The following is a 14,898-nucleotide window of genomic DNA, read 5'->3' on the forward strand; positions in this document are numbered from 1 at the left end:
AAAAATAAGGATTGCTTGCTTATTATTTTTGTTAATAAGCTATATTACTCAATTTGCAGATAGTGATATTGTTAATAAATTTAAATTTAAGACCGTTGTTATTGATGCTGGACATGGTGGACATGATGCTGGTTGTAGTGGACACGCTGGTTCTAACGAGAAAAATGTTACGCTATCTATAGCATTGAAATTAGGCAAAATGATTGAAGATAATTTTCCTGATGTAAAAGTAATTTATACTAGAAAAACCGATGTTTTCATTCCATTAGAAACTAGAGCGAAGATTGCTAATGAAAACAATGCAGATGTATTTATTTCTATACACTGTAATGCCAATGCTAGTTCTACGCCTTCTGGAACAGAAACTTATATTATGGGTTTACATAAAACAGATGCCAACTTAGATGTTGCCTTAAGAGAAAACTCAGTAATTAAATTAGAAGACAACTATAAAGCGACTTATAATGGTTTTGATCCAGATTCTCCAGAAGCAATGATAGTGATGTCTTTAGCACAAAATGCCAACCTAGAACAAAGCTCTTTTTTAGCAGGAAGAATTCAACACTACTTTACAAATGAACTAGAGCGAAAAAACAGAGGTGTTAAACAAGCAGGATTTTGGGTGTTGTATAGAACTACTTGTCCTGCAGTATTAATTGAAACTGGTTTTTTAACTAACTATACCGAAGAAAAATATCTAGTATCTAACAGCGGACAAAATGAAATTTCTACTTCTATTTTTAAAGCTTTTGTAGATTATAAAAATGCATTTGAAAAAGGCAGTTATATCATTCATCAAACAGATGAAAAAACGAATGATGTTCCTAAAACGAATAATCCAACTACTACATCAACCAATAATACACCAACTACTACAACTACCACGACCACAACCACAACCACAAATAATAATGCTAGTACATCAACTAATAGTCAAACGAATACCAATACTCAAAATCAAACTACTACTAATAATTCCAATAACAATACACCAACTATAGATGCATTTAATGGTGTATTATACAAAGTACAGTTTAAAGCAACAGATAATATATGTTCATCTACCGATAAAATTTATCAGCAATTGCCTTATGTGCATTTTGAGTTTGTAAACGGATTGTACAAATATTTAAGTGGTCCATACGACACTTATTCTAAAGCAAAAACGATACAAGACAAAGCCAAAAAATTAGGTTATAAAGATGCCTTTATTGCTGTTTATAAGAATGGTGTGCGATTAAGTTTTTCTGAAGCTAAACAATATTTTAATTAATAGCAAAATATCACTATATTTGGCGATAAATCCTCATATTAGTGAAGAATAAAACTGAAATAGCCGTTGGTGCACTTACATTACTTGGAATTATTGCTTTTATTTTAGGTTATAAATTTCTTAAAGGCGATGATGTATTTACTAGAAGTCAATACATAGTTTGTGTTGCAGACCAAACCAATAACTTACTACCATCAAATGCTGTTCTAGAAAACGGAGTTAAAATTGGTAGAGTTTCTGAAATAAAATTAGGCGATAGTCCAAAGTACTTAAATAAAGCAGTGTTTATTCTAAAACTAGACAAAGACATTAAAATTCCTGTAGATAGTAAGTTTAAAATTTATGGTTTAGATATGCTAGGACAAATGGGAATGGCTTTATTGCGTGGTACTAGTACAACTTACGCTGGCGAAAACGATACACTCTATTGTATTGCTAGTGGTAACTCTATTGATGAAGCAGTGAATTTGGTAAAAGATGTAAAACCAAAACTAGACAGTTTGATGAATTCGGTTACTGGTTTAGTAAATAATTTAAATACTTCTTTAGGTAGTGGCGAAAATAATTTGCTAGCAAGAGCAATGAACGATTTAACAGCTACGCTAAATTCTGTCAATAAATTATCAGATAATATTAATGGAATTTTGACTAGCGAAAAAACAAATTTACACGGTATTTTAACCAACGCCAATAAATTAACTGCTGATTTTGCTAAGGAAACAGGAAAAATAGATTCTATTTTAGCTAACTTTAATACACTTTCAGGAAAACTCAATAATGTAGATTTAGAAGGAACTGTTGGTGCTGCTAAGAAAACATTAGAAGACTTACAAGCTACTTTGAAAAAAGTAAACGAAGGCGATGGAAGCATTGCTAAACTACTTAACGAAGATGGTGCTTATAACGACATCATGAAAACAATTGGTACTTTAGACGACTTGCTGAAAGACTTAAAAGCAAATCCTAAAAAATATATTAATCTTTCTATATTTGATAAGAGTAAACATATTACAGTAGACAGTCCAGAAGATTCTATTGAAATTATGAACAAAAAGAAAGTTAAAATAATAGACAATAAAGATTAACTAAACTATTGCTTTCATTACAACATTTTGATAATCTGAAATAGTAGACCAAACGACCTTCACTAAACCTGCCAACCGCAGGCTGGTTTAGTGAGTACTAGTAAAAAAGCGTAAAGAAAATCTTGCTGTTTGAGCAAAGCGAGTTTCAAGATTTTTAGTTTTTTTAAGTAGTTCGAGCGTTAAGAATTTATTGCAGTCTTGATTTTTTGCTACTTTTGTATCAAGGCAAAAGTAGATGTTAACTAAGTTATAAGTAGAATTTGTTTTTAATAAAACTATAAAATATATTTAATCTAATTAACAACCATTATATTTGCTTCCGTAAATTTGCGTATTGAAATCAATAAAACATATTATTCTTATCATCAGTTGTATATTTACAATAACTATAGGATATAGCCAAACCAACAATAGCTATTTTCCACCAATACCAAAAGATACACTTCAGCGAAAACAAATTCAAATTAAACAAACCGATTCATTAGCTTATATTTCTGATGGATTTTACAAATTCAGAAAATTAATAGGTCATGTAATTCTAAAACATGAGCAAGCAACGATGTGGTGCGATAGTGCTTTAATTGATTTAAATGCCAACTACCTAACTGCTTACGGAAAACCAGTTCGCATAAACGATGCAGACACCGTAAATATTTATGGTAATTTTTTAGAATATTTTGGCGATACAAAAATTAGTAGAATTACAGGAAATGCCAAATTAAAAGATGAAGAAACAACCATAACATCTGATGAATTTACTTATAATTTAGATACAGATATTGGATTTTATAGAACTGGTGGGAAAATGGTGAAAGATAAAACGACATTAGTCAGTGATATTGCTTACTACTATCATAGAAAGCATGAAACTTTTTTCTATGGCAATGTTGTAGTACTAGATGATAAAAGAACTATTTACACCGATTCATTAAGATATAACACAGAAAAAGAAATTATATATTTTATTACAAAAACTAAAATTGTAGATGAAGATAGCAGTGTCATTTATACAGATGATGGCTATTACGACACCAAAAAAGAAAGATTGTACTTAGGTAAAAATGCAGAAATTTATAAAGACGATAAAATTATAAAAGGCAATGTAGTACAGTACGACAAAGAAAAAGAATCAGCACTAATTAAAGGCAATGGTATGCTAATAGACACTACAGAAAACAGTACTGTGCTTGGAAATAAAATTATCTACTACGAAAAAGACGAATATCTTTTAGCAACAGAAGATCCATTAATCATTAATGTAAATGACGACAACGACACACTATACTTAAGTGCAGATACTTTGATAAGCTATTCAATAATCAATCCAACTAAAAATATTATAGATACTAATTTAATTGTAGGAGATTCTACTGTAGTACAACAAGATTCCATCCTCATAAAAAAAGATACGCTAGCAATTACATCAGATTCTATGATGATTTTGAATGATACAAGTATAGTACTCGACAATTTTACTAGAACAACACCAGACTCATTAAAAGTAATGTTTGCTTACAAAAATGTAAAAATGCTACAAAAAGAATTTTCTGCTGTTTGCGACTCAATGTTTTATTCTGAAGTAGATTCTATATTTAAACTTTATTATCATCCAATCATTTGGATAGACTCTACACAAATAACTGGAGATTCTATATATATTTATACAAAAGATGAAGAATTAAATCATGTAACTGTTTTTAATAATGCATTTATTATTAATTGGATAGAAGGAGAAATTTTCAATCAAATAAAAGGAAAAAACATAGAAGCAGATATTGTTGACGACAAACTAAAAAGCGTTTTTGTTGATGCTAATGCAGAAAGTATTTACTACATACAAGATGATGATGAAGCATATATTGGTAACAACAAATCGACTTCTGGAAATATAGAAATTTGGTTTGACGAAGACGATGAAGTCAGCAGAATAAAACTCACTATTGCACCAGAAGCTGTGTTTACACCAATGGAAAAAACAACAGTTACTGCCAACAGACTAGAAGGTTTTAATTGGCAATGGGAAAAGAAACCTAAAACACTATTTGATATAATAAGAGATAGAAATCAATATGAAAACTACTTATTAAAGAAAGACAATAAAAAAGAAGCGGCTACTACAACAGAAATACCACACCAAGAAAGCATTAATTACTCTAAAAATAATTTTGATGCACTACAACAAGAACATCAAGTAACCAAACCAGAAAAGAAAGGCAAATTTATAAAAAAAGAAAAGTAGCATTTTAGTTATTGCTTGTTTGTTCTAAAAATAATTTTTAATGATGAAGATTTTATTCTTTTCAGACTTACTAAGAAAATACTGATAATTAATTTAGCATAACTCTACATTTTGTATTATTTTTAATGAATTATAGTATTAAAGTATTTCAAAATAATTTAATAAAAAAATATAAATTTAATGAGAAATCAAAATAAAGTTTGCATCTTTTTATTATTAGTTATAATAGGTATTACTTCTTGTAAAAAGGACTGTGTTAAACAGTTACAACATTTTATTTCAGAGAAAAAATATGAAAAAACAATTGATAAGGCAACAAAGTGTCTATCAAAAAGTGATGATAGACTTATTTATGCTTACCGTGGTGTAGCTTATTATAATATAGGAGAATATAATAAGGCATATAAAGACTTAGTTTATGCCATAATAAATGAAGAAGTTACACCAGAAATTATAGAAGTACTAATTTTAACAGAAGAGCAATTAGGAAAATATGAAGAAGCAATAATGAATACTTCAAAACTGATAAACTTTGATTCTACCAATATTGATTATTTTTATAGGAGAGGTGAACTATACGGAAAATTGGGAGCATATGAAAATACAATAGATGATATGTCCTTTGTAATTAGAAAGGATAGTACATATACCAATGCTTTAAATGAGCGTGGTCTTGCTTATTGTAAACTGGGAAGTTATAAAAACGCTATCAAGGATTTTAGTTCTGCAATAGAAATAAAACCAACAGAAAGTTCACTTTATTATAATAGAGCAATATCATTAATGTATATGAAAAATAATGCCATGGCTCTTAAAGATTTAAATAAATCAATTAAAATAGATAGCACAAATGGTACTTCTTATTATAATAGAGCAATAGTACATATGTTTTTAGATATGAAAAATGAAAGTTGTAATGATTTAGAAAAAGCAATATCATTGAACTTTAATAATATTGAGAAAGAATTATATGATTACTGCAACCTTAATATTTTGGAGAAATAAATTATAAATCTACTAAAAATGTAGCGTTGTTACTTGATAGATGAATAGGATATAAATAAAAATAAATAACAAACCTTCCCAAACAGAAATGCGTTTCTCTTGTGTCAATAAATAAAAAAACAAATCTCCTATATGTTCTGGTATATCATTAAAACTCATTTCAATAGACTTCTTTCATAATAATAGATGTTATTGATAAGTTCTCTTACTTTTTAGCAGATGTCTCTTGTAAGAGGACGCTGCAATAATTTAAAGGTAAAAAATACTTTCGCAGAGTCTCTTTTAGAAGACTCTGCTTTGAAGTGCATGAATTATGAAAGAGATCTAATACTTAATTTATAGATGCTGAAACAAGTTCAGCAAGTAGATTTACTACTTAACTTATTGTTCGTGAGACACTAACCATGGCTAAGGAAACAAGTTCGGCATAGTATAGCGATGCTTTATTTCGTTCAGTAAAAATAAATCTTACTACAAAAAAACGGCTACTAAGTCAATTAATATTCATGTGGTAACTCTAGTCCAACAGCTTCTTGCCAAGGCAAACCATATTTACCTATTTGTTGCATGAACGGATCTGGATTCATTTCTTCGCAGTTATATACTCCTGCCTTCATCCAAATACCTTCTAACATTAATTTAGCTCCAAGCATTGCTGGTACACCTGTAGTATAACTTACGCCTTGTGCTTTGGTATCGCTATATGCATCTTGATGTTTACAGTTGTTCCAAATAAAATAAGTTTGCTCTTTTCCGTCTTTAATTCCTTTAATCTGACAACCAATTGAAGTTTCTCCTGTATAATTTTCGCCAAGACTTCCTGGTTCTGGTAGTACTGCTTTCAAAAATTCTAGTGGCACAATATCCATTCCTTGAAACTTAACTGGTTTTATAGATGTCATACCTATATTTTGTAAAACAGTTAGGTGTGTAATGTATTGTTGACCGAATGTCATCCAAAATCTTGCTCTTTTTATAGTAGGAAAGTTTTTAACTAAAGACTCTAATTCTTCGTGATACAATAAATAAGATTCTTTATCGCCTATGTTTGGATAATTAATTGGTTTGTGAATAGACATTGGTGGAATTTCTATCCATTGTCCGTCTTGCCAATATTTCCCATTTTGAGTAATTTCTCTAATATTTATTTCTGGATTAAAATTCGTAGCAAATGCTTGTCCATGATCTCCTGCATTACAATCAACAATATCTAAATAATGCATTTCATCAAAATAATGTTTAGCAGCATAAGCCGTATAAATTTGTGTTTGACCTGGATCAAAACCACAACCTAACAAAGCCATAATGCCTTTGGCTTTAAATTTTTCTTGATACGCCCATTGCCATGAATACTCAAATTTAGCTTCATCTTTTGGTTCGTAATTAGCAGTATCTAAATAGTGAGTGCCTGTTTCTAAACAAGCATCCATTATAGGTAAATCTTGATATGGCAAAGCCACATTTATTACCAAATCTGGTTTAAACTGATTGATTAATGCGACTACTTGCTGAGCGTCATCTGCATCTACACTTGCTGTTTGTATATTTGCATTTGGAATGTCATTTGCAATGGCATCACATTTAGATTTAGTTCTGCTTGCTAGCATTATTTCTGAAAAGACTTCAGGCACTTGAGCACATTTTCTTACTACCACATTTCCTACACCACCTGCTCCGATAATTAAAACTTTTCCCATGATTTTATTTCTTAATTTGAGTTCAAATTTACTATATAATTTGATTTTTATTACTATGATTTTTGTTAGATTTTAAATTGAAATTACTTACTAGGATTTTATTTTTTTCAGTAAATCAAACATCGGACATCTTTTACATCTTTTGTGTGCTGCTTTCAAATATTTTTCGCAACACTTAGATTTTGGATTTTTAGATAATTTTAAATCTAGTATTTGAAGTCGAAGTTCCTTAAGCTTTTTCTTTTTCTTCTTATCTTTTTTTTTCTTATCCTTAGACATAAAATATCATTAAAATAAAAATGATATTGATTAAATTACTGTGGGTTAATTGCAATAGAACTAGTAATGGTTAGTTTGTCTATATCTCTATCAAACAAATACAAACCACCTCTATCTTCGCCAATTAAATTAATTTTATCTAGAATGGTTTTTGCTTGTGCTTCTTCTTCTATTTGTTCTGCTACATACCATTGCAAAAAATTATGTGTAGCATAATCTTTTTCTTCTAGTGTAATATGTACCAACTCGTTAATAGAAGCAGAAACAGCACATTCGTGTTGATACAATTCTTCAAACATTGCTTTAAAAGTGCCGAATTTGGTTTTAGGAGCAGAAAGTTCTGTAATAATTGCATGTCCACCTCTTTCGTTTACATACTTAATTAGTTTTAATTTATGTGTTCTTTCTTCATCTGATTGATTATACATAAACTGAGCAATACCTTCTAGTCCTTGTATTTCTGCCCAACTAGCCATAGACAAATATATTTGCGATGACTCTCCTTCTATTTTAATTTGATTATTTAGTGCTTCTTCAATTCTTTTAGTTAACATAAAACGATTTTCTACAAAAATAAATAAAATAAAGGAAAAATGTTACTGAGTAGTGTTATGCTAATACGCTAGCTTAAGATAGTTAGCATTTGCAATTCCGCCAGTGTGTAATGCCACAACAGTACTATTATTTGGAATGCTATTTTCTTTTATGTCATGATATAATTGATACATCATTTTTCCTGTATAAATATAATCTAATAATATATGATGTTGTTGATGAAAGTTTTTTATAAATTCAATTAGTGTATTGTTATACTTAGCATAACCACCAAAAATATCTTGTTTAAACTGTAGTACATTTTTGTTTTTTACTTGATGGTATAAATTACTCTTGATGTAATCAATACCTTTTAAAGCACTAATAGCTACAACTTGTTGATTGTTTTTACATGCATTTGCTAAACCAAAAGCTGTAGTAGCAGTTCCTGATGCTGTATAAATAAAATTGAAATCAATATTTATTTCATGAACAATTTCTTCACAACCTTTCATTGCTAATGCATTAGCACCACCTTCTTCTATTACAAAAACATCGTTCCAGTTTTTATTAATACTATTTTTAAATATATTAATATTAATTTCTTTTTGTCGATATATTGTTCTGTCTACAAAATACAATTGCATACCATTTTGACTTGCTTCTTGCAGTACAACATTGCTGTTTTTATGTAACTCCTCTCCTCTTATAATGCCAATTGTAGGAATATTGAGCCATTTTCCGGTTGCTGCTGTTGCTGTAATATGATTAGAAAAAGCTCCACCAAATGTCAAAATATATTTTTTATTGGATTGTTTAAATGCTTCAATATTGTATTTGAGCTTTCGCCACTTATTACCAGAAATTAATGTATGAATTAAATCATCTCGCTTAATAAATAATTTAATATTTTTATCATCTATAAAATCTTCCCGTATTTGCTGTAATGGTGTTGGTAGTTGTAACATGAAACAATTAAACTTTGCTATCACAAATTACGCATTAACTCTTGTAATGTCATTACATTAAAATACTTTGGATTTATCATTAAAGAAAAAATATGTAGTAATACTTTTAATTAATCTCTAATTTAGTTTTACTACTAATTTTAAAATGCTTTACTTCGTTCAGAGTAATACAAATTAATTATTATTTTCTACAATTTGTTGTGCGAAAGACAATAATTTTTCTTCTTCAAATTTCCCACTCATTATTTGTAAGCCAATTGGCAAGCCATTTTCATCGTTTGCAATAGGAACAGATATTCCAGGAATACCTACTAAGTTAGCTTGTACTGTAAATATATCACCTAAATAGGATGCTATTGGATCTTGTACTTCGCCAATATTATAAGCTACTGTTGGTGCTGTTGGCGAAATAATAAAATCGTATTCTTTTAAAGTAGCTATCGTTTTATTAGCCACAATTCTTCTTACTTTTTGTGCTTTTGAGTAATAAGCATCATAATATCCAGAACTCAACACAAACGAGCCACACATAATTCTGCGTTTTACTTCTGCTCCAAATCCTTGCGAACGCGTTAATTTATAAGTTTGTTCTAAATCTTTAGCTTCAGATGCATGATAACCATATTTCACACCATCAAATCTTGATAAATTTGAAGAAGCTTCGGCAGTAGTTAATACATAATATGCAGGAACGATATAGTCTAATTCATCAAATTGTATAGCAGAAACTTCATGTCCGTCTGCTTTTAATTGCTCTATTTTTTCTAAAATGCTTTTTTGTACCGACGACTGTATGCTTGGATGATTTACTGCATTATCGTAGTAACAAATTTTATATTTTTTATTATTCTCTAATTGTATTGGTGCATATTCTCTTTGTGCAACAGTAGCATCAAATTCATCTACACCTTGTATCACTTCTAAAATAAGTTGCGCATCTTCTACCGTATTGGTAATTGGTCCAATTTGATCGAAAGAAGAACCATAAGCAATTAATCCCCAACGAGAAACTCTACCGTAAGTAGGTTTTAAACCAATATTGCCACAGAAAGCAGCTGGCTGACGAATAGAACCACCAGTATCTGAGCCAAGTGCAGCCATACATAAATTAGCAGCAACTGCAACTGCCGAACCACCAGAAGAACCACCAGAAACTTTGTTTAAATCGTGCGGATTTTTAACAGCACCAAAAGCAGAATTTTCGTTGCTTCCGCCCATTGCAAATTCATCGCAGTTTAATCGACCAATAATAATGGCATCTTCTGCTAGTAATTTTTCTACTACTGTAGCAGAATACACTGAATTAAAACCAGTTAATATTTTTGAAGCAGCTGTTACTGTATGATTTTTATAAACAATATTGTCTTTTATGCCAATAATCAAACCAAATAATTTGCCTTTAGTTTGATTTTGTTTGATTTTCTCGTCTAATTGTTGAGCTTGTTCTAATGCAGAAGTTTCAAACACTTCTAAAAAAGCATTGTATTTATCTTCTGATTTAATTTTTTGAATATAGTTTTGAGTTAACGCAACACAAGTTATATTATTATTGGCAATATCTTGGTGTAGCGTTTTAAGTGAACGATACGACATAAATGGAAATTGAATGTTTAGATTTTATTCTGAAATTTGTTCTTGTTTTTTTCTTCTATCATCTTCTTCTAAACCTTTTTCAAATTCATCTTTAAGGTTATTTTTGGCAGCATTAAATTCTCTAATACCTTTTCCTAATCCACGCATTAATTCAGGAATTTTTTTACCACCAAATAATAATACTATCGCTAATAGAATTAGTATCCATTCTCCTCCACCTGGTAAACTGAACAACAAAAAACTACTCATAATTAATCATTTTATACAAAATTACACTAAAATTTTAATAGATGTAAGATTTTATGAGAATATAACATTGTTTAATCATTACTATTTTGCTTGAATTCGTCTATAGCTCTTCGTTCTTTTTTGGTAGGTCTACCAACACCCTTATCTCTTATTTCAAAGTTATAAAAGGCACTGTCTAAATTGTTTCTTTCAATTGGTGGTGGTGATAAATCTACATAACATTCTGAAGCAATAGCAGCACTAGTTCGCTTAGCCAAGAGCATTTTTACTTCTATAATTTTCTTGTTTCCATAATAAGAAAAATGTATCGTTTCATCTACCATTAAGCTATAAGAAGGTTTTACACTTTTACCATTTATCTTAACTTTTCCAGAGTTACATAAGTTGGTAGCCATGGTTCTAGTTTTGACTAATCGTACTGCCCACAACCATTTATCTATGCGTATTTTTTGTAATTCTGACAATTGGCAAAGTTTTTTTTGTAAATGTAAACATTAATTGAAGAATAGCTATTGATAAATTATTTTTATCTACACTAGATAAAAAATGCACATAACTTTCATGTACTTGTTTTAGTATATTATAATTTTATACTTACCTTACTTCGGATAACTAGCTAATGTGATTAAGAATTATTTTACATATATTTTAACTTTTTTTTTCTATTTTTCTACCGTTGCTCAAACAGCAGTAATCACACTACAACAAATCACACCAGAAGTTATTTGTTCTACAGGTAATGATTCTATATCATTTTCTGTTACTGCAAATGGTATTGCTCCAGGTTCTAACATAGTATTTTATATAGATAACGATGCTACATTCAATCCATACAATAGTCAAGGTGACAGTATTGGCTTTATACATATTCCAGAAAATAAAAAAACAATTGATAGCATCATAAATCCAACTTGCGTGAGTATTTTAGGTATTTTTATTAATGCCTGTAATAGCAATGGCTTGACAGAACAAGCTAATGAATATATGCTTTTAAGTTCTGGTAATGGGTTTGCAGTAAATGATTTAGGTATTGATTTTAATAGTGAGGGAATGAATGGTGCTGATGCAGATATCAACTATAATGGTAGTGCTTGTCAATTTGGTGTTGTTGCTTCTTCTTTAATGGACAGTTTACGCATTGGCTCTTGTAATCCTTCTAATTTAATTGCTGCTAATCCTGGCGATTTTATTCCTGCTGATGCTTTAGTTATTGTTTTTACTGGTGCTGGAGAAAAATTTCCTTATAATTTTAGTGGATTATGTGATTTGGGTAAACCAATTTATGTATTACAAAATGCGTGCTTAAGATCTAGAGGTGCATTTGCAAATGCAGGTAGCTGTTCAAGTAGTTTGTATAGAACTACAGGTATTCATACACAAAATTGCAATGATGAATTAACCTATAATAGGTGTGGCTTAGTAAGTGGTAGCGGAACAGACGGTGATTATGCTTTGATTACTTATATTGGACAAGATACTGTTTCTGTAGCTAATGGTGGAATTACCAATAATGCTGCTGATGCTTGTAATGGTATAAGTGCTGATTCTTTTAAAATAAATCAAACAGTGTCTTATCAAATTCCTTTTAGTACACCATCACCTTTATCATCGTTGTATTGTAATCAAGGTAAACAATATATCAAAGCAATTGTAAATCCAGCAAATAACTACATACCAAAACCTATTTCTAATTTTATTGGATTTAATTTAATCTGTTTAGATATTACTGCTACTAATAATAAAGATACTATTTGTAGTGGAGAAACGACCAATATTTCTTCAACTTCATTTGATGCTAATGTTTCTTTTACTTTTACAATTAATGGAGGAACTAATATAAGTGGTGCTAGTAATGGAACAGGTTCAACTATTAATCAAACACTTACCAATACTGGAAATTCATTAGACAGCATTCTTTATACCATTACAGCAAGTGATAATACTTGTTCAAAAGATACTACAATTAAAGTATTTGTACGACCAAATACACTAACCAAACCAAACTTAGGCAACGATACTGCTTACTGTGGTAATTTTTCCAGAGTATTATCTACAGGAAATGCTAATACAACTTGGACAACACCAAATGGAACGCAAACTGGAGCTAGCATTACCGCTACGCAAGCAGGAACTTACATTGCTACGATTGCGACAAGTTGTATTACTGTAAAAGATACTATTGTCATTACGCAAAATCAAGCACCAACTATAAATCTAGGAAATGATTATAATATTTGTAGTGGAACTTCTACTACACTCAATGCTACTACAAGTAGTGCGACTTATATTTGGAGTACAGGTGCATCAACACCAACTATAAGTATCAATCAAGCAGGAATTTATTGGGTTGATGTTACTGTAAATGCTTGTACTGCTAGAGATAGTATTACTATTGGTGTAACTAGCATTCCTACCAAACCAAACTTAGGCAACGATACTGCTTACTGTGGTAATTTTTCCAGAGTATTATCTACAGGAAATGCTAATACAACTTGGACAACACCAAGTGGAACGCAAACTGGAGCTAGTATTACAGCTACGCAAGCAGGAACTTACATTGCTACAATTGCTACCAACTGTATTACTGTAGAAGATACTATTGTCATTACGCAAAATCAAGCACCAACTATAAATCTAGGAAATGATTATAATATTTGTAGTGGAACTTCTACTACACTCAATGCTACAACAAGCAATGCAACTTATGTTTGGAGTACAGGTGCATCTACACCAACGATAAGTATCAATCAAGCAGGAATTTATTGGGTTGATGTTACTGTAAATGCTTGTACTGCTAGAGATAGTATTACTATTGGTGTAACTAGCATTCCTACCAAACCAAACTTAGGCAACGATACTGCTTACTGTGGTAATTTTTCCAGAGTATTATATACAGGAAATGCTACTACAACTTGGAGTACTGGTGCTACTGGTGCTAGTATTACCGTAACTCAAGGTGGTGAATACATTGCTACGATTGCGACAAATTGTATCACTGTAAAAGACACTATTGTCATTACGCAAAATCAAGCACCAACTATAAATCTAGGAAATGATTATAATATTTGTAGTGGAACTTCTACTACACTCAATGCTACTACAACAAATACAACTTATATTTGGAGTACAGGTGCATCTACACCAACGATAAGTATCAATCAAGCAGGAATTTATTGGGTTGATGTTACTGTAAATGCTTGTACTGCTAGAGATAGTATTACTATTGGTGTAACTAGCATTCCTACCAAACCAAACTTAGGCAACGATACTGCTTACTGTGGTAATTTTTCCAGAGTATTATATACAGGAAATGCTACTACAACTTGGACAACACCAAGTGGAACGCAAACTGGAGCTAGTATTACAGCTACGCAAGCAGGAACTTACATTGCTACGATTGCGACAAATTGTATCACTGTAAAAGACACTATTGTCATCACTCAAAATCAAATGCCTACTGTAAATTTAGGCGAAGACACTGCATTTTGTGACACGACAATTACACTAAGTGTTCCTAGCACCTTTCAACAAATAATTTGGAGTACTGGTGAAACAAGTAATAGTATTAATATTAATGAAATTGGTGCTTACTTTGTCATAGCAACTGACAATAATAACTGTGTTGCTACTGATACTGTTTTGTTTACTAGCAATTGTTTAGAATGCGAATATTTTTTACCTAATGCCTTTACACCTAATAAAGATGGACATAATGATAATTTTGGTGTAGTCAATCAATGTGTAGAAGCCAATAATTTTCTTTTACAAATTTTTGATAGATGGGGAGAATTAATATTTGAAACCAATGATGCTAATGAAAAATGGAACGGCACTTACAAAAACGAAATCATGCATGTCGATTCTTATTTATGGATATTATCATATACAATTTATGAACATAAAGTCTTAAAAAAGGGAATTGTTAACCTTTTACGATAATTTTTTGCACAAGACATCTAATTTTCATTTTCATTTA

The 14,898-nt window shown here is 30.4% G+C and carries 12 protein-coding genes; 5 read left to right on the forward strand and 7 right to left on the reverse strand.

Features of this window, described 5'->3' with window-relative positions:
- Positions 1-28 precede the first annotated feature (28 nt).
- The 4 genes from H6553_13130 (at position 29) to H6553_13145 (ending at position 5,602) form a co-directional block, all read left to right on the forward strand.
- Entirely contained in the window at positions 29-1,273 is a 1,245-nt protein-coding gene (locus tag H6553_13130) for an N-acetylmuramoyl-L-alanine amidase (GenBank protein ID MCB9034776.1), read from the forward strand.
- 41 nt (positions 1,274-1,314) lie between these two features.
- A complete protein-coding gene (locus H6553_13135) occupies positions 1,315-2,358 on the forward strand; it encodes an MCE family protein (protein ID MCB9034777.1) in 1,044 nt (347 codons plus the stop codon).
- 334 nt (positions 2,359-2,692) lie between these two features.
- A complete protein-coding gene (locus H6553_13140) occupies positions 2,693-4,597 on the forward strand; it encodes a hypothetical protein (protein MCB9034778.1) in 1,905 nt (634 codons plus the stop codon).
- A gap of 180 nt (positions 4,598-4,777) precedes the next feature.
- The gene (locus H6553_13145; protein ID MCB9034779.1) at positions 4,778-5,602 is read left to right on the forward strand and encodes a tetratricopeptide repeat protein; all 825 of its coding nucleotides are present in this window, start codon (positions 4,778-4,780) and stop codon (positions 5,600-5,602) included.
- Between the two features lie 12 nt (positions 5,603-5,614).
- Here the strand turns inward: H6553_13145 and H6553_13150 are convergent, their stop codons facing one another.
- The 7 genes from H6553_13150 to H6553_13180 form a co-directional block, all read right to left on the reverse strand.
- Positions 5,615-5,761, reverse strand: a complete 147-nt coding sequence (locus H6553_13150; GenBank protein ID MCB9034780.1) for a hypothetical protein — start codon at positions 5,759-5,761, stop codon at positions 5,615-5,617.
- Positions 5,762-6,099: 338 nt separating this feature from the next.
- A complete protein-coding gene (locus H6553_13155; GenBank protein ID MCB9034781.1) occupies positions 6,100-7,299 on the reverse strand; it encodes a saccharopine dehydrogenase family protein in 1,200 nt (399 codons plus the stop codon).
- A gap of 314 nt (positions 7,300-7,613) precedes the next feature.
- Positions 7,614-8,132, reverse strand: a complete 519-nt coding sequence (locus H6553_13160) for a ferritin (protein ID MCB9034782.1) — start codon at positions 8,130-8,132, stop codon at positions 7,614-7,616.
- Positions 8,133-8,192: 60 nt separating this feature from the next.
- Positions 8,193-9,080, reverse strand: coding sequence for a pyridoxal-phosphate dependent enzyme (locus H6553_13165; GenBank protein MCB9034783.1), 888 nt, complete (start codon positions 9,078-9,080; stop codon positions 8,193-8,195).
- A gap of 174 nt (positions 9,081-9,254) precedes the next feature.
- The gene (gene gatA, locus H6553_13170; GenBank protein ID MCB9034784.1) at positions 9,255-10,673 is read right to left on the reverse strand and encodes an Asp-tRNA(Asn)/Glu-tRNA(Gln) amidotransferase subunit GatA; all 1,419 of its coding nucleotides are present in this window, start codon (positions 10,671-10,673) and stop codon (positions 9,255-9,257) included.
- Between the two features lie 24 nt (positions 10,674-10,697).
- Positions 10,698-10,922, reverse strand: coding sequence for a twin-arginine translocase TatA/TatE family subunit (locus tag H6553_13175; GenBank protein MCB9034785.1), 225 nt, complete (start codon positions 10,920-10,922; stop codon positions 10,698-10,700).
- Positions 10,923-10,993: 71 nt separating this feature from the next.
- On the reverse strand, positions 10,994-11,386 hold the full coding sequence (locus H6553_13180) for an RNA-binding S4 domain-containing protein (GenBank protein MCB9034786.1): 393 nt from the start codon (positions 11,384-11,386) through the stop codon (positions 10,994-10,996).
- 157 nt (positions 11,387-11,543) lie between these two features.
- Between H6553_13180 and H6553_13185 the strand changes: the two genes are divergently transcribed.
- Positions 11,544-14,861, forward strand: a complete 3,318-nt coding sequence (locus H6553_13185; protein MCB9034787.1) for a gliding motility-associated C-terminal domain-containing protein — start codon at positions 11,544-11,546, stop codon at positions 14,859-14,861.
- Positions 14,862-14,898 lie beyond the last annotated feature (37 nt).

Source organism: Chitinophagales bacterium (assembly GCA_020636535.1).
In the GTDB taxonomy this organism is placed as follows: Bacteria; Bacteroidota; Bacteroidia; order Chitinophagales; family JADIYW01; genus JADJSS01.